General features: G+C 59.5%; 22 protein-coding genes and 4 tRNA genes. 24 read left to right on the top strand and 2 right to left on the bottom strand.

The genetic code is table 11. The features are described from left to right. The first annotated feature begins 158 nt into the window (after positions 1–158). From gltX to J7E41_RS14220, 11 genes are all read left to right on the top strand, one after another. Complete coding sequence (gene gltX / locus J7E41_RS14270) at positions 159–1,640, top strand: glutamate--tRNA ligase (protein WP_214993764.1); 1,482 nt, start codon at positions 159–161, stop codon at positions 1,638–1,640. A 147-nt stretch (positions 1,641–1,787) separates the two neighbouring features. Continuing rightward, a tRNA-Ala gene (locus J7E41_RS14265) sits at positions 1,788–1,863 on the top strand. Positions 1,864–1,942: 79 nt separating this feature from the next. Beyond that, positions 1,943–2,018 (top strand) — tRNA-Glu (locus J7E41_RS14260). 50 nt (positions 2,019–2,068) lie between these two features. Continuing rightward, positions 2,069–2,144, top strand: a tRNA-Ala gene (locus tag J7E41_RS14255). A 79-nt stretch (positions 2,145–2,223) separates the two neighbouring features. Then, positions 2,224–2,299, top strand: a tRNA-Glu gene (locus J7E41_RS14250). A gap of 177 nt (positions 2,300–2,476) precedes the next feature. Beyond that, positions 2,477–3,016: a TetR/AcrR family transcriptional regulator gene (locus tag J7E41_RS14245; protein ID WP_155585920.1), complete on the top strand. Its 540-nt coding sequence runs from the start codon at positions 2,477–2,479 to the stop codon at positions 3,014–3,016. Positions 3,017–3,044: 28 nt separating this feature from the next. Then, positions 3,045–3,878, top strand: coding sequence for an alpha/beta fold hydrolase (locus tag J7E41_RS14240; RefSeq protein ID WP_214993763.1), 834 nt, complete (start codon positions 3,045–3,047; stop codon positions 3,876–3,878). Between the two features lie 49 nt (positions 3,879–3,927). Further along, positions 3,928–4,359: an acyl-CoA thioesterase gene (locus tag J7E41_RS14235; protein ID WP_214993762.1), complete on the top strand. Its 432-nt coding sequence runs from the start codon at positions 3,928–3,930 to the stop codon at positions 4,357–4,359. A 67-nt stretch (positions 4,360–4,426) separates the two neighbouring features. Then, positions 4,427–5,386 (top strand): tRNA dihydrouridine synthase, encoded by a 960-nt coding sequence (locus J7E41_RS14230; protein WP_214993761.1) that lies wholly within the window; start codon positions 4,427–4,429, stop codon positions 5,384–5,386. A gap of 538 nt (positions 5,387–5,924) precedes the next feature. Beyond that, on the top strand, positions 5,925–6,860 hold the full coding sequence (locus tag J7E41_RS14225) for a hypothetical protein (RefSeq protein WP_214993760.1): 936 nt from the start codon (positions 5,925–5,927) through the stop codon (positions 6,858–6,860). Between the two features lie 179 nt (positions 6,861–7,039). Next, positions 7,040–7,378, top strand: coding sequence for a hypothetical protein (locus J7E41_RS14220; RefSeq protein ID WP_214993759.1), 339 nt, complete (start codon positions 7,040–7,042; stop codon positions 7,376–7,378). A 159-nt stretch (positions 7,379–7,537) separates the two neighbouring features. Here the strand turns inward: J7E41_RS14220 and J7E41_RS14215 are convergent, their stop codons facing one another. Further along, on the bottom strand, positions 7,538–10,816 hold the full coding sequence (locus J7E41_RS14215; protein ID WP_214993758.1) for a PAS domain S-box protein: 3,279 nt from the start codon (positions 10,814–10,816) through the stop codon (positions 7,538–7,540). A 63-nt stretch (positions 10,817–10,879) separates the two neighbouring features. After that, positions 10,880–11,770, bottom strand: coding sequence for a LysR family transcriptional regulator (locus J7E41_RS14210; protein ID WP_214993756.1), 891 nt, complete (start codon positions 11,768–11,770; stop codon positions 10,880–10,882). 146 nt (positions 11,771–11,916) lie between these two features. Between J7E41_RS14210 and leuC the strand changes: the two genes are divergently transcribed. From leuC to J7E41_RS14145, 13 genes are all read left to right on the top strand, one after another. After that, positions 11,917–13,335, top strand: a complete 1,419-nt coding sequence (leuC, locus tag J7E41_RS14205) for a 3-isopropylmalate dehydratase large subunit (RefSeq protein WP_214993754.1) — start codon at positions 11,917–11,919, stop codon at positions 13,333–13,335. 10 nt (positions 13,336–13,345) lie between these two features. After that, positions 13,346–13,990, top strand: coding sequence for a 3-isopropylmalate dehydratase small subunit (leuD, locus tag J7E41_RS14200; RefSeq protein WP_214993752.1), 645 nt, complete (start codon positions 13,346–13,348; stop codon positions 13,988–13,990). A 138-nt stretch (positions 13,991–14,128) separates the two neighbouring features. Beyond that, positions 14,129–14,893 (top strand): class I SAM-dependent methyltransferase, encoded by a 765-nt coding sequence (locus J7E41_RS14195; protein WP_214993750.1) that lies wholly within the window; start codon positions 14,129–14,131, stop codon positions 14,891–14,893. 52 nt (positions 14,894–14,945) lie between these two features. After that, positions 14,946–16,028 (top strand): 3-isopropylmalate dehydrogenase, encoded by a 1,083-nt coding sequence (leuB, locus tag J7E41_RS14190; protein WP_214993748.1) that lies wholly within the window; start codon positions 14,946–14,948, stop codon positions 16,026–16,028. A gap of 64 nt (positions 16,029–16,092) precedes the next feature. Beyond that, on the top strand, positions 16,093–17,205 hold the full coding sequence (asd, locus tag J7E41_RS14185; protein ID WP_169355451.1) for an aspartate-semialdehyde dehydrogenase: 1,113 nt from the start codon (positions 16,093–16,095) through the stop codon (positions 17,203–17,205). 248 nt (positions 17,206–17,453) lie between these two features. Beyond that, complete coding sequence (locus J7E41_RS14180; protein WP_214993747.1) at positions 17,454–18,464, top strand: aspartate-semialdehyde dehydrogenase; 1,011 nt, start codon at positions 17,454–17,456, stop codon at positions 18,462–18,464. A gap of 162 nt (positions 18,465–18,626) precedes the next feature. After that, on the top strand, positions 18,627–21,173 hold the full coding sequence (locus J7E41_RS14175; protein ID WP_214993744.1) for a FimV/HubP family polar landmark protein: 2,547 nt from the start codon (positions 18,627–18,629) through the stop codon (positions 21,171–21,173). A 345-nt stretch (positions 21,174–21,518) separates the two neighbouring features. Then, positions 21,519–22,343 carry a tRNA pseudouridine(38-40) synthase TruA gene (truA, locus tag J7E41_RS14170; RefSeq protein ID WP_214994189.1) on the top strand — a complete coding sequence of 275 codons (825 nt, stop codon included), beginning with the start codon at positions 21,519–21,521 and terminating at the stop codon, positions 22,341–22,343. A gap of 63 nt (positions 22,344–22,406) precedes the next feature. After that, positions 22,407–23,039, top strand: coding sequence for a phosphoribosylanthranilate isomerase (locus J7E41_RS14165; protein WP_214993742.1), 633 nt, complete (start codon positions 22,407–22,409; stop codon positions 23,037–23,039). Between the two features lie 243 nt (positions 23,040–23,282). Continuing rightward, positions 23,283–24,203 carry an acetyl-CoA carboxylase, carboxyltransferase subunit beta gene (gene accD, locus J7E41_RS14160; RefSeq protein ID WP_214993740.1) on the top strand — a complete coding sequence of 307 codons (921 nt, stop codon included), beginning with the start codon at positions 23,283–23,285 and terminating at the stop codon, positions 24,201–24,203. Then, complete coding sequence (folC, locus tag J7E41_RS14155) at positions 24,200–25,507, top strand: bifunctional tetrahydrofolate synthase/dihydrofolate synthase (protein ID WP_214993738.1); 1,308 nt, start codon at positions 24,200–24,202, stop codon at positions 25,505–25,507. Before accD ends, folC begins: the two co-directional genes overlap by 4 nt. Further along, complete coding sequence (locus tag J7E41_RS14150) at positions 25,491–26,150, top strand: SPOR domain-containing protein (RefSeq protein ID WP_214993736.1); 660 nt, start codon at positions 25,491–25,493, stop codon at positions 26,148–26,150. Before folC ends, J7E41_RS14150 begins: the two co-directional genes overlap by 17 nt. 139 nt (positions 26,151–26,289) lie before the next feature. After that, the gene (locus tag J7E41_RS14145) at positions 26,290–26,847 is read left to right on the top strand and encodes a CvpA family protein (protein ID WP_169355444.1); all 558 of its coding nucleotides are present in this window, start codon (positions 26,290–26,292) and stop codon (positions 26,845–26,847) included. Positions 26,848–26,883: the final 36 nt, after the last annotated feature.

The following is a 26,883-nucleotide window of genomic DNA, read 5'->3' as shown; positions in this document are numbered from 1 at the left end:
CGTCAACGATTGCGCGGGCATTCTGGTTAAGCACAGTGCCCTTGCGTGCTTCGCGAGCAAGCACTAGGCGTCCCCCTGCTCCTACAATATGGAGCTCGGGGCTGTTACCATTCGCCCCTTGTTTCAATTTCAGTTTTATTGCCCATTCGAGACTTGCCATGACCACCGTCCGCACGCGCATCGCGCCATCGCCCACTGGGGATCCCCACGTTGGTACTGCTTACATCGCTTTGTTCAACTACTGCTTTGCCAAGCAGCATGGCGGTGAATTCATCCTGCGGATTGAAGACACCGATCAATTGCGTTCGACCCGCGAGTCCGAGCAGCAGATTTTCGATGCCTTGCGCTGGCTGGGTATCACCTGGGCTGAAGGCCCGGACGTCGGTGGCCCGCATGGCCCGTACCGGCAGAGTGAGCGCAGCGAGATCTACAAAAAATACACCCAGCAGTTGGTCGACATGGGTCATGCCTTCCCGTGCTTCTGCACCAGCGAGGAACTGGACCAGATGCGCGCCGAACAAATGGCCCGGGGCGAAACCCCGCGCTACGACGGCCGTGCACTGCTGCTGTCCAAGGAAGAAGTAGCCAGCCGCCTGGCCGCTGGCGAGCCGCACGTGATCCGCATGAAGGTGCCGAGTGAAGGCGTCTGCGTGGTACCGGACATGCTGCGTGGCGATGTCGAGATCCCGTGGGATCGCATGGACATGCAAGTGCTGATGAAGACCGACGGCCTGCCGACGTACTTCCTGGCCAACGTGGTCGACGACCACCTGATGGGCATCACCCACGTGCTGCGTGGCGAAGAGTGGCTGCCATCGGCGCCGAAACTGATCCTGCTCTACGAATACTTCGGCTGGGAGCAACCGCAACTGTGCTACATGCCGCTGCTGCGTAACCCGGACAAGAGCAAGCTGTCCAAGCGCAAGAACCCGACCTCGGTGACTTTCTACGAGCGCATGGGCTTCATGCCGGAAGCGATGCTCAACTACCTGGGCCGCATGGGTTGGTCGATGCCGGACGAGCGCGAGAAGTTCTCGCTGCAGGAAATGGTCGATAATTTCGACCTGTCCCGTGTCTCCCTGGGCGGCCCGATCTTCGACGTCGAGAAACTGTCCTGGCTCAACGGCCAGTGGCTGCGCGACTTGCCGGTGGAAGAGTTCGCCAGCCGTGTGCAGCAATGGGCGTTGAACCCCGAGTACATGATGAAGATCGCACCACACGTGCAGGGCAGGGTGGAAACCTTCAGCCAGATCGCACCGTTGGCCGGGTTCTTCTTTGCCGGCGGCGTGAGCCCGGATGCCAAGCTGTTCGAGTCCAAGAAACTCTCGGGTGATCAGGTTCGTCAGTTGATGCAGTTGATCCTGTGGAAGCTGGAAAGCCTGCGTCAGTGGGAGAAGGATGCGATTACCACGACTATCCAGGCGGTGGTCGAGTCCCTCGAGCTGAAGCTGCGCGATGCCATGCCACTGATGTTTGCCGCGATCACCGGGCAAGCCAGTTCGGTGTCGGTGCTCGATGCGATGGAAATCCTCGGCCCGGACCTGACCCGTTTCCGTCTGCGCCAAGCCCTTGATTTGCTTGGTGGTGTGTCGAAGAAAGAAAACAAGGAATGGGAAAAGCTGTTGGGCGCTATCGCCTGAGTAAGCGGTTGTAACGATTAAACCCCGGTTTTCCGGGGTTTGATCGGTAAGTGATTGTTATGTCGGCAAAAAATTTTGGAAATTGTTGAAAATAAATTTGACAGCTTTCCAAAGCGCCATTAAGATTCGCCCCGTCCTCACCGACGAGGGGCTATAGCTCAGCTGGGAGAGCGCTTGCATGGCATGCAAGAGGTCAACGGTTCGATCCCGTTTAGCTCCACCAATTTACAGGTTCAAGGTCTGGCCACACCGTCCTTGAATTCGATCAGACTCAGCCTGATCACGTTGTATAGAAGGTTTGTGTCCCCTTCGTCTAGTGGCCTAGGACACCGCCCTTTCACGGCGGTAACAGGGGTTCGAGTCCCCTAGGGGACGCCAGTTTCAACAAGCAGCTCGCAAGGTCTGCTGCGCCGAGAGGCGAAAAATCCGGGGCTATAGCTCAGCTGGGAGAGCGCTTGCATGGCATGCAAGAGGTCAACGGTTCGATCCCGTTTAGCTCCACCAATTTACAGGTTCAAGGTCTGGCCACACCGTCCTTGAATTCGATCAGACTCAGCCTGATCACGTTGTATAGAAGGTTTGTGTCCCCTTCGTCTAGTGGCCTAGGACACCGCCCTTTCACGGCGGTAACAGGGGTTCGAGTCCCCTAGGGGACGCCACGATTACCCGCTCTGCGGGATTTTAAGGGTCATTCAATTATTGAATGGCCCTTTTGTTTGTCTGGCGTTTGCCAATTCCCTCTCTCCTTGATAATTCTTCTGACCAATGGTCACCTCAATGACTTGCTAAGTATTATGATGAGAATAATATTTTATTCGTAATATTCGGAGGCAGCGATGAACGATAAAAAAGCGCAAACCCGTGAACGCATTCTTCAGGCCGCCAGTGCCGCGCTGGTCCAGCGCGGCCCGGCCGAGCCCAGCGTGGGCGAAGTAATGGGTGCGGCGGGGCTGACCGTTGGCGGCTTCTATGCCCATTTCGAAAGCAAGGATGCGTTGATGCTGGAGGCCTTCAATCAATTGCTGGCCCAGCGTCGTGCCTCCATCGACGACATGGACGCCGAGCTGACAGGTGAAGAGCGACGTGCCCTGGTGGCGGCGTTCTACCTGTCACGTAAGCACCGTGACTCCACCGCCCAAGCCTGTCCGATTCCCGCCACGGTGGGGGAGATGGGCCGCTTGCCGGACGACTTTCGGCGGGTGCTCAACGAGCACGTCGAACTGATGGCCGCCCAGTTGGCCGCCAGTCCTGAAGACACCGACAAGGCCTTGGCGGACATGGCATTGATGGTCGGTGGTTTGGCGTTGGCCCGTGCCCTTGGGCCGGGAGAATTGTCGGATCGCATGTTGCGCGCGGCCAAGTCGGCAGTGCGCTGAGGACGGCCTTGGGCCTTGGGAGTGAATGATGAGCGCGCTTAAATGGGTTCGTGGCGTCAATGGCACCTTGGGTCGCCTGGCCCCCCAGGCGGTGGCCAACAAGATGCTCCGGGTGTTTATGACACCCCGCAACCATCCTCCCCGTGATTGGGAGTTGCCGCTGCTGGCGCAATCGGAGCGTATGACCTTGCGCTTCGGTTTGTCGGCCCTGCGTTGGGGCCAGGGCCCGACGGTGTTGTTGATGCATGGCTGGGAGGGGCGTCCGACGCAGTTTGCCAGCCTGATCACCGCGCTGGTGGACGCCGGTTACTCCGTGATTGCCCTGGAAGGCCCGGCGCATGGCCGCTCGCCCGGGCATGAGGCGCATGTGCTGCTGTTTGCCCGAGCCATGTTGGAAGCTGCTGCCGAGTTACCGCCATTGCATGCTGTTGTCGGCCATTCCATGGGAGGGGCCAGCGCGATGCTGGCTGTCCAATTGGGGTTGCGCACCGAGGCGCTGGTGAGCATTGCTGCGCCGTCGCGGTTTCTCGATGTGTTGCGCGGGTTTGCCGGCGTGGTTGGCTTGCCGGCTCGAGCGCGCTCGGCGTTTATCCGGCAAGTCGAGTCTACCCTGGGGATGCCGCTCAAGCATCTGGATGTGGCCCATTATCAAATGAACATGCCGGGCCTGATCGTACACGCCGAAGACGACACGTTTGTTCCGGTCAAAGCCGCCCAAATGATCCATGAAGCGTGGTTTGACAGCCGCCTGATGCGCCTGGAGCAAGGTGGCCACCAGAAGGTCTTGGCCGATCCGCGGGTCATCGAAGGCGTACTGGCGTTGCTGGCCGGTTCTCGTCTGCCGGCGCGGCAAACTGCCTGAGCCTTGGGTTACACTGCTGCCGCCGACATTAATCGACCGGGAGCAAAGCATGGGCTGGGATTTGGCATCGCCGTTTATCATCGATCTGCAGGTAGCGCCTGAGGATATTGATGGCCTGGGTCACGCCAACAACGCGGTGTATGTTTCCTGGCTGGAGCGTTGCGCCTGGCGCCATTCCCAGCGCCTGGGGCTGGACCTGACCGAGTACCAGCGCCTGGATCGCGCCATGGCCGTGGTTCGCCATGAGATCGACTACCTGGCGGCGGGCTATGAGGGTGATGAGTTGCAACTGGCGACGTGGATTGTCGACTGGGATCAGCGCCTGAAAATGACCCGGCGCTTCCAGTTGGTCCGCCCCAGTGACGGCGCCACCTTGCTGCGGGCGCACACCACTTTTGTCTGTATCGAGCTGTCCACCGGCAAGCCCAAGCGCATGCCGGCGGAGTTTATCGACGGTTATGGCCCGGCGTTGCCTATCTGACGCAGGGGTTAACGGTTGTTGTGGGAAACCCAGTAAACTGCGCCACGTTTTTTGTTGAGTGTTTTCCATGCAAATTGCTTTGGCGCCCATGGAGGGGTTGGTCGACAACATCCTGCGGGACGTGCTGACCCAGGTGGGCGGTATTGATTGGTGCGTGACCGAGTTCATCCGGGTCAACGACCGTCTGCTGACGCCTGCTTACTTCCACAAGCTCGCTCCGGAATTGCTGCACGGTGCCAAAACCGCTGCTGGCGTGCCGCTGCGTGTGCAATTGCTGGGCTCCGATCCGGTATGCCTGGCGGAAAACGCTGCGCTGGCCTGCGAACTGGGCAGCGAGGTCATCGACCTGAACTTCGGCTGCCCGGCCAAGACCGTCAACAAATCCCGAGGCGGTGCGGTGCTGCTCAAGGAGCCGGAGTTGCTCAACCAGATCGTCGAACACGTTCGCCGTGCGGTGCCGGCGCATATCCCGGTTACCGCCAAAATGCGCCTGGGCTTCGACAGCCCGGACGGTGCACTGGTCTGCGCCACGGCGTTGGCTGAAGGCGGCGCCGCACATATTGTGGTTCATGCTCGGACCAAGACCGATGGCTATAAACCGCCGGCCCATTGGGAGTGGATCCCGCGGGTGCAGGACGTGGTCAAGGTGCCGGTGTTCGCCAACGGTGATATCTGGAGTGTCGAGGATTGGCGGCGTTGCCGGGAAATCAGCGGTGTCGAAGACATCATGCTCGGTCGTGGCCTGGTGGCTCGCCCCGACCTGGCCCGGCAGATTGCGGCGGCCCGTGCGGGCGAAGAAGTGGTGGAGATGACCTGGGCGCAGATGCAGCCGATGCTCCAGGAGTTCTGGACGCAATCGGTCGCGCAGTTGACGGAGCGTCAGGCCCCAGGCCGTTTGAAGCAGTGGCTGGCGATGCTGACGCGCAACTACCCGCAAGCGGTGGAGTTGTTTACCGCTCTGCGTAGGGAAACTGATCTGCAGCAGGTCAGCCGATTGCTCGGTATGCCGCATCCCGAAGCGGCTTGAAAGCGTTCTGAAAAAATCTCTTGAAATGCATCAGCGGCCCTTCGCTGGACGGGGAGCGCTGCGAGAGTCGGCTTTGTAACATTGAGTCCTCACGCATCACGTTCGAGTAGTTCGGAAGGGCGCCATTGGCGCCCTTTTTTGTGGGCGTCTTTTAGGTGTTGGTAGACCTGAAAGGCGCATTTCTGCTTGATCAAGTACGGCAAGAAATGACAAGAGGCCCATACGGTTTTCGCCAGGTGATTTGCCTGCGCTCATGCCGCCCCGGGATGATGCAGGCGTGCAAGGACGCGGGGTTTCGGCTGGTTGTGCGGGTTGAATTGATCGGAAAAATCTCACATGGCACCAGATTAAGCCTATGGCGACATCGTCATTTTTGAGGTTTTGCAGCTTGTGGTTACTTGTGGTGCTGGAACCTGCTGACTCGACTGGCCACTGACGAAGAACATTAAGTACAAGTAGATGGCGCCTGATTTCTAATCAGCGCTTTACTGTTTTTAAGTTGCTTGATGTTTTTAAAATGATTGTTCAGGAGAAGTTTATGCATGTTTCAAGTGTGTTAAACGATGTTGTTATGAATGGGCTGTGTCGAAATGAAGGAGTTGAGAGGACAGCCGCTTCTACGCAAATTAAAAAATTACAAGCAGGGCCGAAAATAGCGTATGGCGGGGCTTCTGTTGGCACGTCCGGGAGTACCACTACCAATAATAGCTTGAAAGAAATGGCTGAGGCTATTCAAGCCATCTTTAGTATGGTCAGTATGGCGATAAATCTTTTTCGAACGTTGTTCTCGCCACCTGCGAAACCTGTCTTTCCAGCTGCACCTACCCCTGTTGCTCCCGCAACGGTTACGCCGTTTCCTGTCCGTCCATCCCCTATTAGACCATCTCCAATTTCTCCTGGACATTCCCCCGGTAAGAAACCAAATGATATATGGGGTGGCTTCCGGCAAGGGCCGGATGGTAACTGTGTCACTGTGTCTGCAATCAAGGCAGCCATGATGAAATTTGGTCAGAAACCCTCAGATATATTTAAAGAGGTAAAGACAACAGGTGGCGGGTATGAAGTGGTAATGAGGGATGGAGTTGAAGTTAAATTCAGCGATGCAGAATTGCAAATGGCAATTAGAGGGTCGCAATTCATGGGGCGAGATCAGGAAATGCTCAAGGATGCCCACTTTCTGTTTGCAGCAAGCGCCAAGCGAGCGCAAATGGAGAATAACGATAGAACCGCGGCGCGCAGCTTCAATCAGGCGATAAAGACCCTGAATGATGGTGAGTACTCCCGTGAAGGCTTGCTGCGGCTGGGGTTGAAGAATCATATCAAACCCGTTCCCTTGTCGGATCTGCTCAATGGCATGATTGGTACGGTAGAGCGGCGTGGGCACTCGGTGGCGGTAATTGAAGGGGTTGAAGAAGACTATGGCAAGCGAGGTCGCAAGCCGTATCAGCCTCATACAATAACGGGCCTTTTTTAAAGTGAACATTGTCGAATAGGTCAGTGACTTTCGTAGGTTTTTGTTAGAGGGATATCTCTGCCTTGTTGATATGATTTTATATTTCGTATGTGGTTTGGTTGGTGATTATCTGATAAGCCTGAGTCGCATAGTTAATATGCAGCTTTCATTCTGAATAATAGCTAGTTGGGAGATTTATCTTGATAGATTTTTATCGGTCGAGTGGCTTTTTTGCGGGTGTTGAAAAATACAGTGAACAAAAAATGAGGGAGGATTGCTGCGCGGAAAAAAACTCCAGCTTTAGACACGAGGTGGATAAAGCCTCTGCTAGTTTTCCTGCTCACTTCGTGATAGCGCCACCGGTATCAGTACCAATACCTGCAACACCTGTGCCGGTGCCAGCGGAGCCAACTGGAATTATGGCAGAGCTTGGAAGATTTATTGGGCAGGCGATTGACGCGTTGTCTTATGTTGCAAGCAGCATTAAGAAGTTTGTGATGGGGTTGAGTTTGTTTAAGGACTGGTTTGTAAAATCCTAGCGTGGGATCTCTTTTAAGAAGAGACTCAGGCTAATCGTAGGAACAGGAGCTAGGGTTATTACCAAATGGAATTGCGGGTCTACATCGACGGCCAGGCGCAATCGAATGCGCGCGTTCACAGTCACTCTGCCTGGCAGGGTGGCTGCTTAATTACCAGGCTCATTCCAATAGCTGCTTGAACCCCTCCATGGGCAGCGGCCTGCTGTGCAAATACCCTTGATACAAATGGCAGCCCAACCCTTGCAGGAACGCTAGCTGCTCGGGCGTTTCCACCCCCTCGGCAATTACCTCAAGGTTCAAGCTTCGAGCCATCGCCACAATCGCCCGAATGATCTCGGCATCGTTAGGATCATGTGTCGCATCGCGCACAAACGACTGGTCAATCTTCAGCGCATCCACCGGCAGCCGCTTGAGGTAGGTGAGTGACGAGTAACCCGTACCAAAGTCGTCCATGGCAAAACTCACACCGAGTTTTTTCAGGCGACGCATCTTGCTGATGGTGTCGTCCAGGTTCTGGATCACGATGCCTTCGGTGATTTCCAGTTTCAGCAGCGTGAATGGCAATTGGAACCGCCGCAGGCTGCGTTCCACCCGTTCGACAAAATCATTCTGGCGAAACTGTCGGGGGCTGATATTGACGCACAGACTGAAATTCAGCGGGTCCACCAAACCTTCGGCAATCAGCTGCGCGAACGCTGCGCAGGCCTCGTCGAGAATCCAGGTGCCTACTTCCAGAATCAGCCCGCTGTCCTCCAGTACCTTGATAAATTCGGTCGGCGACTGCGCACCCAGTTGCGGATGCTGCCAACGCACCAGGGCCTCGGCGCCGACGATACGATTGCCTCGCGCGTCCACTTGCGGTTGGTAATGCACGCTGAATTCGCCGCGTGACAAGGCCAGGCGCAGGTCGGTCTCCATGCGCAATCGTTCACTGGCGGTTTTCTGCATGCTGTTATGGAACATCTGGGTGGTGTTGCGCCCGGCGTCTTTGGCCCGGTACAGAGCAATGTCGGCGCGCTTGAGCAAGTCAGTCGGTGTAGAGCCGTGATCGGGGATCAGCGCTACGCCAATGCTTGGCGTGACTTGTAAGCGATGGCCATCAAGGGACATGGGTTCTGACAACAGCTCACGCAAGGTGTCGGCCAATGCCTGAACCTGATGGCTGACCTCCGCCCGCGAGCCCTCCAGGCCGCTGAGCAACACCACAAACTCATCGCCCCCAAGGCGCGCCACGGTGTCTTCCATGCGCACACTGGCTTCCAGCCGGGCGGTGACGATTTTCAGCACCGTGTCGCCTACCGGGTGGCCCAGGGAGTCGTTGATGTGCTTGAAGTGATCAAGGTCGAGAAACAGCAGGGCGCCCCGCAGGTTATGGCGCTTGAGCAGGGCGATCTGCTGACTCAGGCGGTCCATCAGCAATGCGCGGTTGGGCAGGTTAGTCAGTGAGTCGTGGTAGGCCAGGTGGCGTATTTGTGCCTGAGCGTTTTTCAACAGGCTGACATCCCGGGCGTTCAGCAGCAGGCACGGGATTTCATTGAGGGTGATCGGTTCGACTGACACCTCGACGGCCATCACCTCCCCGCGCTTGTTGTGCCAGAGCATTTCCAGGTGATGAATGCGGCCCTTGATCTGCAATTCGGCCAGCAGCGCCGCGCGCTGGTTTTCGTCGGCCCAGATGCCAATCTGGTACAGCGTCAGGCCAATGGCTTCTTCCGCGCGATAGCCGGTCAAGCGGCAGAAACCGTCGTTGACCTCCAGGTAGCGCCCGGTATCGCGCTCGGTGATGGACACCGCATCCGGGCTGGAATGGAAGGCCTTGGCGAACTTCTCTTCGCTGGCCTTGAGTGCGGCCTCCGAGCGCTGCTGCTGGGTGATATCGCGCAAGGTAGTGACGACGCAGGGATGGTCGCCAACCTTGATCAGACGGCTGGAAATCACGCAGGTCAGGCTCTGGCCGTTCTTGTGACGGACCGTGATTGCCACGTTGCTCAGCGCCTGGTCACGAATAACCTGCTCGATGCGTTGCAGGCGCGAGCTGGACTCATTCCACAGACCAAGCTGTTCAGCATTGCTGTTGATGACCTCGGCGGCGGTCCAGCCGAAGGTCAGGGTGAAGGCCGGGTTGATCTCGATGAACTGGCCGGTTTCCAGGCGCGTCACGCAGATCGGATCGGGGCTGGCCTGGAACAGGCTCGCAAACTTTTCTTCTGAGGCGCTCAGGCGTTGTTCGCGCTCCACCTGGTCGGTGATGTCGAGCAAGGTGCCAGCCATACGCAGCGGTGCGCCTTGCTCGTCGCGATAGAGACGGGCGCGGCTTTCCAGGTAGCGGGAGCTGCCATCCTTCAGTTGCACTCGATACGTCAGTTGATAATTGCCCGCCGGACCCTCTCTCAGGGTGCGATAGGCATGGCGCATGCTTTCACGCTCGTCACTGGGCATGCCTTCAAAAAAGGCTTCGAAGGATTCATGAAACGGTTGAGGTTCCAGCCCGTGCAATTGGGCGGCTCGTGCCGAGCCATAGAGCTGGCCGCTGGGGATGTGCCAGTCCCAGGTGCCCAGTTGCGCCGAGTCGAGCGCCAGGTCGAGGCGCTCCTGGCTGTCCTTCAGGGCTTGTTCGGCGTTCTTGCGTTCCGTGGTGTCGAGAAAGGTGCTGATCAGGTAAGCCTCGCCGTCCATCTCGATTTTTTGCGCACTGAGGGTGCCGTCGTGAATCTGCCCGTTGCTGGCACGGAACTGCACCTCCATGCTGATGGGCTCGCCCTTGCGCTGGGTGGCATTGACCAGCAAGGTGCGTTGTTCCGGGTGTACCCACAGGCCCAGGTCCAGGGTGCTACGGCCGATGGCATCGGCCACCGGCCAGCCGAACAGGCTTTCGAAATACTGGTTGGCTTCGCTGATCTGGCCATCGGCCTGACGGGTCAGCAGCACCATATTCGGGCATAGGTGAAACAGCGTGGCGAAGCGCTTTTCGGAGTGGCTGAGGGCCTGTTCCCGTTCGCGCTGGTGAGTAATCTCGCGGATCACCCCGATCATCCGTCGGCGGCCGGTCTTGTCCGGTAATAGGCTGCCGTTGATTTCCAGCCAATGCAGGCTGCCATCGGGCCATTGAATGCGATGGTGCATCGCCTGTGCGAAGGGTTCTCCCGCCAGCACCGCATGAAAGGCTCGGATCACCTTGGCGCGGTCCTCGACAGCCAGCAGGTCGAGGTATTCCAGGTCCTTGGGCAGTGGTTGCTTGGGGTCGAAACCGAACAGTGCCTGTGTACCCCGTGACCAACTGATTTGCCCGCTGTCGATTTCCCAGGACCAGGCGCCCAGGTGCGCCGCATTGAGTGCGGCCAATAATTGTGGGGCGCTTTCCCAACTCTGCTCTGCTTCCTGCGGGTCGAGTGCATGAATGCGAGGCAGCGGTGGGGTGTGGTCAGCGGGGTTGCGCATTGTCAAAGGGCCTTGGCTCAATGGGCGTTCGGCGCGGTTTTCAGGCTTTATGGCCGCACGGCTTCAGGCCGGCACCCCTGCCGGATCGACCTGTGCATCCAATAGGCTCATGAAAGCCCGCGCAGCGTTCGACAGCGTCCGTTCGGTGTGCACGATATAGCCTAGCTGGCGACTGAGCTGTATGCCCGGTAAAGCAATGCGTGCCACTTGATCGTCGAGCATGGTGCGCGGCAGCACGCTCCAGGCCAAGCCGATGGAGACCATCATCTTGATGGTTTCCAGGTAGTTGGTACTCATGGCGATATTGGGCGTCAGGCCTTGGGCCTCGAACAGACGCTGCACAATATGGTGGGTAAAGGTGTTGCCGCCTGGAAATACCGCCGGATGCTGGGCGATATCGGCCAGGCTGACCGTGCCGTTGTTGATCAGGCTGTGTTCCGGCGCCACCACGAAATCCAGTGGGTCGTCCCACACGGGCGTTGCTCGAACGAGCGTGTGGGGCTCGGGCGCCAGGGTAATGACGGCTACTTCGGCACGGCCATGGAGGATTTCTTCGTAGGCCACTTCTGAATCGAGAAACTGAATGTCCAGGGCGACGTTCGGGTATTCCCGCGTGAAGGTGCGCAGCACTGGCGGTAGGCGGTGCAGGCCGATGTGATGGCTGGTGGCTAGCGTCAGGCGCCCGCTGACTTCGCCTGTGAGGTTGGTCAAGGCGCGGCGGGTGTCGTCCAGTACGTTGAGAATCTGATAGGCCCGTGGCAGCAGGGCGCGTCCAGCCTCGGTCAGGCCCACTTCACGACCCAGGCGATCGAACAGCCGCACCTTCAATTGTTGTTCCAGGCCGGCGATCCGTTTGCTGATGGCCGGTTGCGTCAGGTGCAGCCGTTCGCCGGCCCCGGAGAAGCTGCCGGTCTCGGCGATGGCAATAAAAGCGTTGAGATTGGCCAGGTCCATGGTGGTATTCCGGTAAGTTATCCAAAGCATGAAAAATATGAATTTGAGTTATTTAATGTAACCCCATAGCATCAGCCTCACAAGCCAAGGGGTTATTGAATCGTTCAAGGCCCAGGGCATAGAAAGACGCTGATGAGGACCGACTGATGGCCGGCAAAACGCTCTACGACAAGCTTTGGGATTCCCATGAAGTGAAACGGCGCGATGATGGGTCGTCGCTGATCTATATCGACCGTCACATCATCCATGAAGTGACCTCGCCCCAAGCGTTTGAAGGCCTGCGACTGGCCGGGCGCAAGCCTTGGCGTGTCGACTCGATCATCGCCACTCCAGACCATAACGTGCCGACCACGCCTGAGCGCAAAGGTGGCATCGACGCCATTGTCGACACGGTGTCGCGCCTTCAGGTGCAGACCCTCGACGACTACTGCGACGAATATGGCATCACCGAATTCAAGATGAACGACGTGCGCCAGGGCATCGTCCACGTGATCGGCCCGGAGCAGGGCGCGACCTTGCCGGGCATGACCGTGGTCTGCGGTGACTCCCACACCTCGACCCACGGTGCGTTCGGCGCCTTGGCTCACGGCATTGGTACTTCCGAGGTGGAGCATGTGTTTGCCACCCAGTGCCTCGTCGCCAAGAAAATGAAAAACATGCTGGTATTGGTCGAGGGGCAATTGCCTTTTGGCGTGACCGCCAAGGACATCGTCCTCGCCGTGATCGGCAAGATCGGTACCGCCGGCGGTAACGGCCATGCCATCGAATTCGCCGGCAGCGCCATTCGCGACCTGTCCATCGAAGGCCGCATGACCATCTGCAACATGTCCATCGAAGCCGGTGCCCGTGTGGGCATGGTAGCCGCGGACGAAAAGACCATTGCCTACGTCAAGGGCCGCCCGTTCGCGCCGAGCGGTGCCGATTGGGACGCTGCGGTCGAAGCCTGGAAAGACCTGGTGTCCGATGCCGACGCGGTGTTCGACACCGTGGTCAAGCTCGACGCCACCCAGATCAAGCCACAGGTCAGTTGGGGCACTTCGCCGGAAATGGTCCTCGCCGTTGATCAGAACGTGCCGGACCCGGCCAAGGAAACCGACCTGGTCAAGCGCGGCTCCATCGAGCGCGCCTTGAAATACATGGGCTTGAAAGCTAATCAGGCGATCACCGACATTCAATTGGATCGCGTGTTTATCGGCTCCTGCACCAACTCGCGGATCGAAGACCTGCGCGCTGCAGCGGTAATCGCCAAAGGCCGCAAAGTTGCCTCGACCATCAAGCAAGCGATCGTGGTGCCAGGTTCGGGCCTGGTCAAAGCCCAAGCCGAGGCCGAAGGCCTGGACAAGATCTTCCTCGAGGCCGGTTTTGAATGGCGTGAGCCGGGCTGCTCCATGTGCCTGGCCATGAACCCGGACCGTTTGGAGTCGGGCGAGCACTGCGCGTCTACTTCCAATCGTAACTTCGAAGGGCGTCAGGGCGCCGGTGGCCGTACCCACCTGGTGAGCCCGGCCATGGCTGCTGCGGCTGCCGTCAACGGTCGTTTCATCGACGTTCGCGAATTGATCTGAGGAATACCCGATGAGAGCTTTTACCCAACACACCGGTTTGGTCGCGCCGTTGGACCGTGCCAACGTCGACACCGATCAGATCATTCCCAAGCAGTTCCTCAAGTCGATCAAGCGCACGGGCTTTGGCCCCAACCTGTTCGACGAATGGCGCTACCTGGACGTGGGCTATGCGTATCAGGACAACTCCAAGCGTCCGTTGAACAAGGATTTCGTGCTCAACGCCGAACGTTACCAGGGTGCCAGCGTGTTGCTGGCCCGGGAAAACTTCGGCTGCGGTTCCAGCCGTGAGCACGCGCCGTGGGCTCTGGAAGAATATGGCTTTCGCAGCATCATCGCGCCGAGCTACGCCGACATCTTCTTCAACAACAGCTTCAAGAACGGCTTGCTGCCGATCATCTTGAGCGATGCCGAAGTCGATGAACTGTTCCAGCAAGTAGAAGCCAACCCGGGCTACGAGCTGACAGTCGACCTCGAAGCGCAGACCGTGACCCGTCCAGACGGCAAGGTGTACCACTTTGAAGTGGACGCCTTCCGCAAGCACTGCCTGATCAATGGGCTGGACGATATCGGCCTGACCTTGCAGGACGGCGACGCGATTGCCGCATTTGAAACCAAGCACCGGGCGAGTCAGCCGTGGTTGTTTCGTGACTCCTGATTTGATGTAGGCAGGACCGCCGCCATCGGGAGCAAGCCCCCTCCCACATTTTGATTTGTGAATACATTCAAATGTGGGAGGGGGCTTGCTCCCGATGAGGCCAGAACAAACACCACAAGGTCCATTGAGGAAACTTCCATGACCAGCACCGCCCACACCCAAGTCGTGCAAAAACAATTCGGCGAACAGGCCTCGGCCTACCTGAGCAGCGCTGTCCACGCTCAAGGCACCGAATTCGCGCTGCTACAGGCCGAACTGGCCGGGCAGGGCGCTGCACGACTGCTGGATTTGGGGTGCGGTGCCGGTCATGTCAGCTTCCACGTCGCGCGGCTGGTGACGGAAGTGGTGGCCTACGACCTGTCGCAGCAGATGTTGGATGTCGTGACCGCCGCTGCGGTAGATCGCGGCCTGAGTAACGTCAGCACGGTGCTGGGTGCCGCCGAGCGCCTGCCGTTCGCCGATGGCGAGTTCGACTTCGTGTTCAGCCGTTATTCGGCCCACCACTGGAGCGACCTCGGCCTGGCCCTGCGTGAAGTGCGCCGAGTGCTCAAGCCGGGCGGTGTGGCGGCGTTTGTGGACGTCTTGTCACCGGGCAGCCCGCTGTTGGACACTTACCTGCAAACCGTCGAGGTACTGCGCGACACCAGCCATGTGCGTGATTATTCCGCCGGCGAGTGGATGCGCCAGATCAGCGAAGCCGGTTTGCATGTGCGCAACAGCAGTCGCCAGCGTCTGCGTCTGGAGTACACCTCGTGGGTTGAGCGCATGCGCACTCCGCCAGTGTTGCGCGCGGCGATCCTGGCATTGCAGCAGGCCATGGGTCAGGAAGTCCGCGATTATTTTGAAGTTGAGGCAGACGGCTCCTTCAGCACTGACGTGCTGGTGGTGTGGGCCGAGCGCTAATAATTTTTCCCGACCTGCCTGTGGGCGGGTCGCCCGATGAAATGAGGAAAGCATGAGCAAGCAGATTCTGATTCTTCCAGGCGACGGCATTGGTCCGGAAATCATGGCCGAAGCGGTCAAGGTCCTGGAATTGGCCAACACCAAGTACAGCCTGGGCTTCGAATTGAGCCACGACGTGATCGGCGGTGCCGCCATCGACAAACACGGCGTGCCTTTGGCTGACGAAACCCTGGACCGCGCCCGCGCTGCCGACGCAGTGCTGCTGGGCGCCGTAGGTGGCCCGAAGTGGGACAAGATCGAACGTGACATCCGCCCTGAGCGCGGCCTGCTGAAGATTCGTGCGCAACTGGGCCTGTTCGGCAACCTGCGTCCGGCGATCCTGTACCCGCAATTGGCCGATGCTTCCAGCCTCAAGCCGGAAATCGTGGCTGGCCTGGACATCCTGATCGTCCGTGAACTGACCGGCGGTATCTACTTCGGCTCGCCACGGGGCGTGCGTGAGTTGGAGAATGGCGAACGCCAGGCCTACGACACCCTGCCGTACAGCGAAAGTGAAATCCGCCGTATCGCCCGGGTCGGTTTCGATATGGCCCGTGTGCGCGGCAAGAAAGTCTGCTCGGTGGACAAGGCCAACGTGCTGGCCTCCAGCCAATTGTGGCGTGAAATCGTCGAACAAGTGGCCCAGGACTACCCGGACGTCGAGCTGAGCCACATGTACGTCGACAACGCTGCCATGCAACTGGTGCGTGCGCCCAAGCAATTCGACGTGATCGTCACTGACAACCTGTTCGGCGACATCCTGTCCGACCAGGCGTCGATGCTCACCGGTTCCATCGGCATGCTGCCGTCGGCGTCCCTGGATGCCAACAACAAGGGCATGTACGAGCCGTGCCACGGTTCGGCGCCGGACATCGCAGGGCAGGGCATTGCCAACCCGCTGGCGACCATTTTGTCGGTGTCGATGATGCTGCGTTACAGCTTCAACCTGACCGACGCGGCGGACGCGATTGAGCAGGCGGTGAGCCTGGTCCTCGACCAGGGCCTGCGCACCGGCGACATCTGGTCGCAGGGTTGCACCAAGGTTGGCACGCAAGAAATGGGCGACGCAGTAGTCGCCGCGTTGCGGAATCTGTAATCTCTCGGGCCCGCTTGCAGTTGTTGCTGCAAGGCGGCCCACTTTTTAACAAGGTGTAGTTGCGATGAAACGTGTAGGTCTGATCGGTTGGCGCGGTATGGTCGGTTCCGTGCTCATGCAGCGGATGCTGGAAGAGCAGGATTTCGATCTTATTGAGCCGGTGTTTTTCACCACTTCGAATGTGGGTGGCCAAGGGCCGTCTGTGGGCAAGGATATTGCTCCGCTCAAGGACGCCTACAGCATTGAAGAACTGAAAACCCTCGACGTGATCCTGACTTGCCAGGGTGGCGACTACACCAGCGAAGTCTTCCCCAAGCTGCGCGAAGCCGGCTGGCAGGGTTACTGGATCGACGCCGCTTCCAGCCTGCGCATGCAGGATGACGCGGTTATCGTCCTCGACCCGGTGAACCGCAAGGTCATTGACCAGCAGCTCGACGCCGGGACCAAGAACTACATCGGCGGCAACTGCACCGTCAGCCTGATGCTGATGGGCTTGGGTGGTCTGTTCGAAGCCGGCCTGGTGGAGTGGATGAGCGCCATGACGTATCAGGCGGCCTCCGGTGCCGGCGCGCAGAATATGCGTGAACTGATCAAGCAGATGGGCGCCACCCACGCCGCTGTCGCCGATCAACTGGCCGACCCGGCCAGCGCGATTCTCGACATCGACCGCCGTGTTGCCGAAGCCATGCGCAGCGAGGCCTACCCAACCGAGAACTTCGGTGTGCCATTGGCCGGTAGCCTGATCCCATGGATCGACAAAGAATTGCCGAACGGCCAGAGCCGTGAAGAGTGGAAGGCCCAGGCCGAGACCAACAAGATCCTCGGTCGCTTCAAGAGCCCGATCCCGGTGGATGGCATCTGCGTGCGCATCGGCGCCATGCGTTGCCACAGCCAAGCGCTGACCATCAAGCTCAACAAAGACGTGCCGATTGCCGATATCGAAGGGCTGATCAGCCAGCACAACCCGTGGGTCAAGCTGGTGCCGAACAACCGCGACATCAGCATGCAGGAGCTGAGCCCGACCAAGGTCACCGGCACCCTGAATGTACCGGTTGGCCGCCTGCGCAAGCTGAACATGGGCACCCAATATCTGGGCGCGTTCACGGTTGGCGATCAGTTGTTGTGGGGCGCGGCCGAACCGCTGCGCCGCATGCTGCGGATTCTGCTGGAGCGTTGATTGTGTAAGGCCTTGAAGAAACCCGCGTTCTGGTGACAGGCGCGGGTTTTTTATTGTCCTTTCGGGCCTCTTCGCGAGCAAGCCCGCTCCCACATTCGACCGCGTTCCAACGGTAGGACTCGGTCGAATGTGGGAGCGGGCTTGCTCGCGAAGGGGTCATCAGTTGCACCGCAAGGCCCAGGCCAATTGCCTCACCTGCACCCACCCGGTAAAGTGCCGCTCCCCCCGTATCACCCGAGGTATCCCCGATGACCCAGACCTTTGATATTGCCGTGATCGGCGCCACCGGCACGGTTGGCGAAACCCTGGTGCAGGTGCTCGAAGAGCTGGACTTCCCGGTAGGCACGCTTCATTTGCTGGCCAGCAGTGAGTCGGCCGGGCATTCAGTGCCGTTTCGCGGCAAGAATGTGCGGGTGCGGGAAGTCGATGAGTTTGATTTCAGCAAGGTGCAATGGGCGTTCTTCGCTGCCGGCCCGGCCGTTACCTTGAGTTTCGCCCCGCGGGCCACGGCTGCCGGCTGTGGGGTGATCGACCTGTCTGGCGCGTTGCCGGCCGATCAGGCGCCACAGGTGGTGCCGGAAGCCAACCCTCATGTATTGAGCACCCTGAAGAAGCCGGTACAAGTGGGCAGTCCCAGCCCATCGGCCACTGCCTTGGCGGTGGTGCTGGCACCGTTGCGCGGCTTGCTGGATATCCAGCGTGTCAGTGTTACCGCCAACCTGGCCGTTTCGGCCCAGGGGCGCGAGGCGGTGAGCGAGCTGGCCCGGCAAACCGCCGAGCTGTTGAATGTGCGCCCGCTGGAGCCCAAGTTCTTTGACCGGCAGATGGCGTTCAACCTGTTGGCTCAGGTGGGTACCCCGGACGCCCAGGGGCATACGGCCCTGGAAAAACGCTTGGTGCACGAGTTGCGCGCGGTTCTGGATATGCCTTTATTGAAAATTTCCGTCACGTGCGTTCAAGCCCCGGTGTTTTTCGGCGATAGCTTGAGTGTGTCGTTGCAACTGGGGGCGGCGGTCAATCTGGAGGCGGTCAATCAGGCGTTGGAGGCGGCTGCGGGTGTCGAGTTGGTGGAGGCGGGCGATTACCCTACCGCCGTGGGCGATGCGGTCGGCCAGGACGTGGTGTATGTGGGGCGGGTTCGTGCAGGTGTTGATGATCCTGCGGAACTAAATCTGTGGCTGGCGTCAGATAACGTACGCAAAGGTGCCGCGCTCAACGCCGTGCAATTGGCGCAGTTGTTGATAAAAGACCTTGTGTAAAAGATACTTGGCGTCAATTTGTAGATTGATTCTAGCCAGGCGCTATGCTTGGCCCTGTGCAGAAAAAATTGCGCGCCGGTGATCGATCGGCGTGCCATGCCTTATGGCAGCGGTATCCAACCTTCTCGCCGGGCGGGGAGTGTTCAAACTAAGGATGAGGCTATGGTTCAAGTTCGCAAACTGGTGTTAGCAATAGCGGCCGCCTCGGCGCTGTCCTCCGGTATGGCGCAAGCGCTGCAGCTTGGGGAGATGACCCTCAAGTCGAAGCTGAACCAGCCGTTGTCGGTGGAGATCGAGTTGCTGGATGTCGGCGGCCTGAGCGCTTCCGAGATCGTTCCCAGCCTGGCTTCCTCCCAGGCCTTTGTGGATGCCGGTGTTGATCGCCAGGCTTTTCTCGATGAGCTGACCTTTACCCCGGTGCTCAACCCCAACGGTCGCAGCGTGGTGCGTGTCACCTCCAGCAAGCCGTTGCCTGACTCCTACGTACGCTTCCTGCTGCAGGTGCAATGGCCTAACGGTCGGTTGATGCGCGACTACAGCGTGCTGCTTGATCCGGCCAAGTTTGAGCAAGCCCCCTCGGCACCTGATGCTCCTGCACCGCGACTGAGTGCGCCTGCGGCTTCCGCTTCCACCCCCGCCGTCAGCAAGTCTTCCGAACACACCACGACGTCCCACGACACGCTGTGGGAAATCGCCGCAAAAAACCGCAATGGCGCATCGGTCCAGCAAACCATGCTGGCCATCCAGGCGCTGAACCCTGATGCGTTTATCGACGGTAATATCAACCGACTGAAGACCGGCCAGGTCCTGCGTCTGCCGGACTCGGTACAGAGCACCAGCCTGCCGCAATCCCAGGCGATTGCCGAAGTGACCGCGCAGAATACGGCCTGGCGCCAGGGACGCCGTAGCGGCAACCCGGTGGCGGGGAAATCGCAACTGGATGCCACCAAGCGCACTCAGGCAGGCAATGCACCGTCCCAAACCCATGCCCAGGACAACTTGAGCCTGGTGTCGGCCGAGGCCGCCAAGGCTGGGGTGAAAGGCGCCGCTGGTGACAGCAAGGCCTTGAATAACAAGCTGGCGGTCACTCAGGAAAGCTTGGATTCGACCCGTCGCGAGAATGAAGAACTGAAAAGCCGCATGGCTGACCTGCAAAGTCAGTTGGACAAGCTGCAGCGGCTGATCGAGCTCAAGAACAATCAATTGGCCAAGTTGCAAGGTGAAGGCGGCGTCGCGGCGCAGCCTGTTGCCACGATGCCGGCTGAATTGGCTGCGCAACCGGCAACACCGGGCGCTGCGCCTGCCGCCGAGGCAACCCCGGCCGCTGCGCCAACTGAAACCCCGATCAAGGCTGATGCAGCACCGACGACTGAAGGCAAGTTCAACGACCTGCTGACCAACCCCATCGTGCTGGGAGTGGTCGGTGGTGCGGCCGGTTTGCTGGTGCTGTTGCTCCTGCTGCTGTGGGCCCGTCATCGCAACGCCCGCCTGGAACAGGAAAAGCACCTGCGCATGGCGCGAGCGCTGGCCGAAGAGCCCGCGTTCTCCCCGAGCGCTGAGCATGATCTGCCATCCGACAGTTTTGAAGGTCTTGAAGTCCCGCCGCCGAACGTCAAGCTGGCTCCAGCTCCAGCTCCAGTCGTGACGCCGGTCATTGCTCCCGTGATCGAGCCGGTGGTGGCGCCGCTCGCCGCCGAGCGTCCGGCCGATGCCCTGGCGCAAGCCCAGTCCCATATCGATCGTGGCCACCTGAATCAGGCGGCTGAAGTTCTGGACGAAGCCCTCAAGCAAGAGCCCGCGCGCAGCGATCTGCGCCTCAAGTTGATGGAGGTCTACGGCCTGCAGGATGACAAGGGCGGGTTCGTCACCCAAGAGCGGCAACTGGTCGCCAATGGTGAAAATCACGCGCAGGTCGAGCAACTGAAAAGCCGTTTTCCGGCTATGGCCGTACTGGCCGCCGGGGTCAGCGCTGCCGTCGCGGCGGCGGCGCTGGATGCCCAATACGTCAAGGATTTGCTCAAGGATGAACCTGCTCCACCTGTCGCAGCGCCTGAGACGGATGCGTTTGACACGGATTTCGACCTCAGCCTGGACGATCTTGAAGCCGCTTCTCCAGCGGTTGTTAAGCCTGAGTCGGATGACCTGAATGTTGAGTCGGTCTTGCAGCGAAAGACCGGGGCCAAGGCCAGCGAGGAAGACTTGTTGGATTTTGACCTGGACCTGCAGCCGGACTCTCCGTCCTCTCAGGCCGATGACGATTTTCTGTCGGGTCTCGAAGAACAAATGAAGGACCTGCCGCCTGTGGAACCGCCAACCCTGGCCCCCGCTGCGCTGGATGACCTGGACTTGCCGGAAGACTTCGACCTGTCCCTGGCCGATGAGCCGGATGCGCCAGAGGCGCCCAAGCCGAACGCGTTCTCCTCGGAGCTTGACGACGTTAACGCCGAGTTGGATCGTTTGTCCCAGAGCCTTGAGCATCCACCGATCGAGCCGACATTCACGGCCGAAGACGCGGCGGTGGGGCACGATGAACCGGATTTCGATTTCCTCTCCGGCACCGACGAAGTGGCTACCAAACTGGATCTGGCCCAGGCCTATATCGATATGGGGGATGCTGACGGTGCCCGGGATATCCTGGGAGAGGTGCTCAGCGAAGGGGATGCCGGTCAAAAGAGTGAAGCCCGGGAAATGCTCAGCCGGTTGGCTTGATCGTATCAATTGCACTAAAAACGGCAGCCTTCGGGCTAATGCCGATCAGTTAAGCGAAAGTGATTCATTGTAGGAGCGAGCTTGCTCGCGAAGGTCGTCAACGATAACGCGCGTATCCAGGGTAAGCGCGCTGCCTGTGCGTTCTTCGCGAGCAAGCTTGCTCCTACAGTGGTCAATATTCACTTAACTGACCGGCATTAGCCTTCGGGCTGCCGTTTTGTTTTCCGGGGGCGAAGAAAAGTACCCCGCACATGGCATCCAGCTCACGTCGCCTTATAATGGCCGCCTTTGCGCAACTCATCAGGCTCTCAGCTCTTGGCAAATATAGATAACGCGGCCGCCGAAATGGCGGCCGCAGGTTTTTTCAGAATCGCGCTGGGCGTGGAATACAAAGGTTCGCGCTATCGCGGCTGGCAGCGCCAGGCGTCTGGTGTACCGACGGTGCAGGAAACCCTCGAGAAGGCCCTGTCGAAAGTCGCCGACTCGCCGGTTTCACTGATGTGTGCCGGGCGTACCGACGCCGGTGTGCATGCCTGTGGGCAAGTGGTGCACTTTGATACCCAGGCCGAGCGTTCGATGAAGGCCTGGGTCATGGGCGCCAACATCAATTTGCCCCACGATGTCAGCGTCAGTTGGGCCAAGGTCATGCCGGCAGACTTTCACGCGCGGTTCAAGGCCATTGCCCGGCGCTACCGCTATGTGATCTACAACGATCAGATTCGTCCGGCCCACTTGAACGAAGAAATCACCTGGAACCACCGTCCGCTGGACGCCGAGCGCATGGCTGAAGCGGCCCAGCATCTGGTGGGGATCCATGATTTCAGCGCGTTTCGAGCCGGGCAGTGCCAAGCCAAGTCGCCGATCAAGGAGGTCCATCACCTGCGCGTGACCCGTCACGGCAAGATGATCGTGCTGGATATTCGCGCCGGGGCGTTCCTGCACCATATGGTGCGCAATATTGCCGGCGTGCTGATGACCATTGGTACCGGTGAGCGCCCGGTGGAATGGGCCAAGGAAGTGTTGGAGAGCCGGGTGCGTCGCACCGGCGGGGTGACCGCGCACCCGTTCGGCTTGTATCTGGTGGATGTAGAGTACCGGGACGAGTTCGAACTGCCGCAACGGTTCATCGGGCCGCACTTCCTCACAGGGTTCAGCGAACTTGGCGGCTGACGCCCGGAAAAGCATTTGTTACCATCCGGGACTTTCTCGGATAACCCCTGAGGTTCCAACGATATGCCAGCCGTTCGCAGCAAGATTTGTGGGATTACCCGCATAGAAGACGCGTTGGCGGCGGTCGAGGCGGGGGCGGATGCCATCGGTTTTGTGTTTTACGCCAAAAGCCCGCGGGCGGTGAATGTGCAGCAGGCGCGGGCGATCATTGCCGCCTTGCCGCCGTTTGTGACTACCGTGGGGCTATTCGTCAACGCCAGTCGCTGCGAACTCAATGAAACCCTCGATGCCGTGCAGTTGGATATGCTGCAGTTCCATGGTGACGAGACGCCGGACGAGTGTGAGGGGTATCACCGGCCTTATATCAAGGCGCTGCGGGTCAAGGCAGGTGATGATATTGCGGCCGGTTGCGCGGCATTCGCCGGGGCCAGCGGGATTCTGCTGGATACCTATGTGGAAGGGGTTCCCGGTGGTACGGGCGAGGCATTCGACTGGTCCTTGATTCCCGAAGGGTTGAGCAAGCCGATCATCCTTGCCGGCGGTCTGTCTCCCGATAACGTCGCGCAGGCGATTGCCCGCGTCAGGCCTTATGCCGTGGACGTCAGTGGTGGGGTAGAGCAGAGCAAGGGCATCAAGGATCACACGAAGATTCGTGCATTCCTGCAGGCGGTTCGTAACAGCAGTGGCTCGATGTGACGGCGGGCAATTTGCCGCCGTCCATAACTACCACTGTGTAAAACAGCCCGGCGCCGCCTGCGGGAGGTCCGGAAATGAAGTGGCAACGCTGCGCTGGCAGGTTGTCTGGAAAGCTGAGGACAGATGCAGGAAATGGCCGGTCGAACGTCTGACCCCGCCTGGATTTGTCATCGCCACATATGAATTTAGCTCAAGGGCATACGCGGGGCTGTGTTCAAGCCACCGGTACTGGAGAAAGAAAGCATGAGCAACTGGTTAGTAGACAAACTGATCCCCTCGATCATGCGTTCCGAGGTGAAAAAAAGCTCGGTCCCTGAAGGTCTTTGGCACAAGTGCCCGTCTTGCGACGCGGTGCTGTACCGTCCGGAACTGGAAAAGACCCTGGACGTTTGCCCCAAGTGCAACCACCACATGCGTATTGGCGCGCGCGCCCGCATTGATATCTTCCTCGATGCCGATGGCCGTGCCGAATTGGGTGCCGACCTGGAACCGGTCGACCGCCTGAAGTTCCGCGACGGCAAGAAGTACAAGGACCGCCTGACCGCTGCGCAGAAGCAGACCGGTGAAAAGGACGCGTTGATTTCCGTCAGCGGCAAGCTGTTGGGCATGCCTGTCGTGGTGTCTGCGTTCGAGTTCTCCTTCATGGGTGGTTCCATGGGTGCCATCGTGGGTGAGCGCTTCGTGCGTGCCGCCAACTATGCCCTGGAAAACCGTTGCCCGATGATCTGCTTCGCCGCTTCCGGCGGTGCGCGGATGCAGGAAGCCCTGATTTCCCTGATGCAAATGGCCAAGACCTCGGCGGTATTGGCGCGTCTGCGTGAAGAAGGTATCCCGTTCATCTCCGTATTGACTGACCCGGTCTACGGTGGTGTTTCCGCCAGCCTGGCGATGCTGGGTGACGTGATCGTCGGTGAGCCCAAGGCCCTGATCGGCTTCGCCGGCCCGCGCGTGATCGAGCAAACCGTCCGCGAAAAACTGCCGGAAGGTTTCCAGCGCAGCGAATTCCTCCTGGAACATGGCGCGATCGACATGATCATCGCCCGTTCCGAGCTGCGTCCACGCCTGGGCAACCTGCTGGCGCAAATGATGGGCCTGCCGACGCCTGAATACGTGCCTGCCCCTGTCGAGCTGATCGTCGTGCCTCCGGTGCCTGCAAACCTATGACCCAACGTACCCTGGGTGAGTGGCTCGCCTACCTTGAGCAGTTGCATCCGTCCGCTATCGACATGGGCCTGGAGCGCTCGCAACAGGTAGCGGCCCGCCTTGGGTTGGGTCGGCCGGCGCCGCGGGTGATCACGGTCACTGGCACTAACGGCAAGGGCTCTACCTGCGCCTTTGTTGCGGCATTGCTGCAAGCTCAGGGGTTGAAAGTCGGCGTCTATAATTCGCCGCATTTGCTGCGCTACAACGAGCGTGTGCAACTCAATGGTGTCGAAGCCACTGATGAGCAGCTCTGCGAAGCCTTCGCCGCGCTCGATGCCGGGCGTGGCGAGATCTCCCTGACCTACTTTGAAATGGGCACGCTGGCGGCGCTCTGGCTGTTCGAGCGTGCACAGTTGGACGTGGTGGTGCTCGAAGTCGGTCTCGGCGGGCGTCTGGATACGGTCAACGTGGTGGATGCCGACCTGGCGCTGGTCACCAGTATTGGTGTCGATCACGCGGACTATCTTGGCGATACACGTGAGTCTGTGGCCTATGAAAAGGCCGGGATCTTCCGTCAGGGCAAGCCTGCGCTGTGCGGCGACCTCGACCCGCCGCATACCTTGCTGGACAAAGTGTTGGAATTGGGCTGCCCATTCTTCCTGCGCGGTCGTGATTTCAATCTCGAGATTGGCGACCGGCATTGGCAATGGCGCGGGCTTGACGCTCGTGGTCAGACGGTTGAACTGCGCGACTTGCCGCTGCTCAACCTGCCGATGGAAAACGCCGCGCTCGCGCTGCAAGCCTACCTGTTGCTGGATTTACCCTGGAATGCCGAGCAGATTGCCGCTACCTTGCAGGGTACCCGTGTGGTCGGGCGTCTGGATCGGCGTGCGTTCCAGTGGAATGGCAAGCGCCTTAACCTGATGCTGGATGTGGGGCATAACCCTCATGCTGCCGAGTATCTGGCCCAGCGCCTGCTGCGTACGCCGACTGCCGGTCGTCGCTTGGCGGTGTTCGGGCTGTTGTCGGACAAGGACCTGGACGGTGTTGTTGCGCCGTTGCTGGACAACGTTCAAGCCTGGGCCGTTGCACCGCTGGATACACCTCGCAGTCGTCCGGCCGCCGAGTTGCAGGCTGCATTGCAGAACCTTGGTGCCCAGGTGGCGTCCTATGCAAGCGTGACCGAAGCGCTTGAGGCTCAGTGCGCGGTTGCGACGCCCGAGGATGAGATTCTGTTGTTCGGATCATTTTATTGTGTTGCCGAGGCGCTTGAATGGTTGGCCCGGCGCTCCACGGAGGAAGCTGCACATGGCATTACTGGATAGCGCGTACAAGCAGCGAATGGTCGGAGCCCTGGTTCTGGTGGCATTGGCCGTGATTTTCCTGCCTATGCTGTTTTCTCGTCAGGACGAGCAGCGCCAGGTAGCTGTCGAGGCGCCGGCTGCGCCTCAGGCGCCTGTGGTGCCTCAGGTTCAGGTTGAGCCGGTGGTAGTTCCCGAGCCGCAAGCACTGCCTCAGGAGCCTGTACCTACTGACGAAGAGCTGGCCGAGCAGCAAGTGCCGTCAATGCCGGTGCAGCCGAGCGTTCCGGTGGTGAAGCCAGCTCCTGCGGCCCCTGCGGTCGCGGCCAAACCTGCGGCGCCGGCGCCTGCGCCCAAGCCGGTGGCTCCGCAGCCGGCGGCACCTGGCAAGCCGGATGTCGGGCAGAGTCGTATTGATCCCAATGGCTTGCCGATCAGTTGGTCGGTCCAGCTTGCCAGCCTGGCCAATCGTGAAAGCGCCGAAAGCCTGCAGAAGACCCTGCGCAGCCAGGGTTACAACGCCTATATCCGTAGTGCCGATGGCAAGAACCGGGTATTTGTCGGGCCGCTGATCGAGCGGGCCGAGGCTGACCGCTTGCGGGACCTGCTGGGCCGCCAGCAGAACCTCAAGGGGTTTGTCGTGCGGTTTCAGCCGGAGAAGGGTTGAAAACGAGGCGGGAAGGGTCACCTTCCCGCCTTATTCTTTTCTGCTATCCCATTGATTTCAAATGCACTGCTAATCGCAGCTTACCGATAGCCCAGCGCTCTGCTAAAATGCGCCGCCTTATCCGTCTGTAGGCTGCACTGTGCCATTTACCTGGGTTGACTGGGCGATCGTTGCAATCGTCGCCATCTCCGCTTTGATCAGTCTAAGCCGCGGCTTCGTTAAAGAAGCTCTATCGTTGCTGACTTGGATCGTCGCAGGAGTCGTAGCCTGGATGTTCGGTGGCTCATTGGCTGTTTACCTCGCCGGGTACATCGAAACACCTTCGGCTCGCGTCATCGCGGGCTGCGCCATCATGTTCATCGCCACGCTGCTGGTGGGAGCAATGGTCAATTATCTTATCGGCGAATTGATACGCGTCACCGGCCTCTCCGGGACCGATCGATTTCTCGGCATGGCCTTCGGCGCCGCACGTGGTGCGTTGCTGGTGGTCGTGGCGGTCGGGCTATTGAGCCTGGGGCCGGTACAGCAGGATTCGTGGTGGCAAGAGTCGAGTCTCGTGCCAAAATTTCTATTGGTTGCAGATTGGTCCAAGAACCTCATATTGGGGTGGAGCAGTCAGTGGCTGGCCAGCGGAATCAGCGTACCCGCTGATCTTCCGTTCAAGGAGCACCTCTTGCCGGCCAAAACGCCGCAGTAAGTTGTGTTCAGTCAAGATTCATTAAGTAGGGGTTGC

Source organism: Pseudomonas fluorescens (assembly GCF_018614655.1).
Lineage (GTDB): Bacteria > Pseudomonadota > Gammaproteobacteria > Pseudomonadales > Pseudomonadaceae > Aquipseudomonas > Aquipseudomonas fluorescens_BX.
This window is presented reverse-complemented; position numbering and strand designations above follow the sequence as displayed.

Coding starts and splice junctions, on each gene's coding strand:
- gltX (WP_214993764.1), top strand. CDS start 159: ATGACCACCGTCCGCACGCGCATCGCGCCATCGCCCACTGGGGATCCC.
- J7E41_RS14245 (WP_155585920.1), top strand. CDS start 2,477: ATGAACGATAAAAAAGCGCAAACCCGTGAACGCATTCTTCAGGCCGCC.
- asd (WP_169355451.1), top strand. CDS start 16,093: ATGAAACGTGTAGGTCTGATCGGTTGGCGCGGTATGGTCGGTTCCGTG.
- J7E41_RS14180 (WP_214993747.1), top strand. CDS start 17,454: ATGACCCAGACCTTTGATATTGCCGTGATCGGCGCCACCGGCACGGTT.
- J7E41_RS14150 (WP_214993736.1), top strand. CDS start 25,491: ATGGCATTACTGGATAGCGCGTACAAGCAGCGAATGGTCGGAGCCCTG.
- J7E41_RS14195 (WP_214993750.1), top strand. CDS start 14,129: ATGACCAGCACCGCCCACACCCAAGTCGTGCAAAAACAATTCGGCGAA.
- J7E41_RS14235 (WP_214993762.1), top strand. CDS start 3,928: ATGGGCTGGGATTTGGCATCGCCGTTTATCATCGATCTGCAGGTAGCG.
- leuB (WP_214993748.1), top strand. CDS start 14,946: ATGAGCAAGCAGATTCTGATTCTTCCAGGCGACGGCATTGGTCCGGAA.
- J7E41_RS14175 (WP_214993744.1), top strand. CDS start 18,627: ATGGTTCAAGTTCGCAAACTGGTGTTAGCAATAGCGGCCGCCTCGGCG.
- leuD (WP_214993752.1), top strand. CDS start 13,346: ATGAGAGCTTTTACCCAACACACCGGTTTGGTCGCGCCGTTGGACCGT.
- J7E41_RS14210 (WP_214993756.1), bottom strand. CDS start 11,770: ATGGACCTGGCCAATCTCAACGCTTTTATTGCCATCGCCGAGACCGGC.
- accD (WP_214993740.1), top strand. CDS start 23,283: ATGAGCAACTGGTTAGTAGACAAACTGATCCCCTCGATCATGCGTTCC.
- J7E41_RS14240 (WP_214993763.1), top strand. CDS start 3,045: ATGAGCGCGCTTAAATGGGTTCGTGGCGTCAATGGCACCTTGGGTCGC.
- J7E41_RS14230 (WP_214993761.1), top strand. CDS start 4,427: ATGCAAATTGCTTTGGCGCCCATGGAGGGGTTGGTCGACAACATCCTG.
- J7E41_RS14215 (WP_214993758.1), bottom strand. CDS start 10,816: ATGCGCAACCCCGCTGACCACACCCCACCGCTGCCTCGCATTCATGCA.
- J7E41_RS14165 (WP_214993742.1), top strand. CDS start 22,407: ATGCCAGCCGTTCGCAGCAAGATTTGTGGGATTACCCGCATAGAAGAC.
- folC (WP_214993738.1), top strand. CDS start 24,200: ATGACCCAACGTACCCTGGGTGAGTGGCTCGCCTACCTTGAGCAGTTG.
- truA (WP_214994189.1), top strand. CDS start 21,519: ATGGCGGCCGCAGGTTTTTTCAGAATCGCGCTGGGCGTGGAATACAAA.
- J7E41_RS14225 (WP_214993760.1), top strand. CDS start 5,925: ATGCATGTTTCAAGTGTGTTAAACGATGTTGTTATGAATGGGCTGTGT.
- leuC (WP_214993754.1), top strand. CDS start 11,917: ATGGCCGGCAAAACGCTCTACGACAAGCTTTGGGATTCCCATGAAGTG.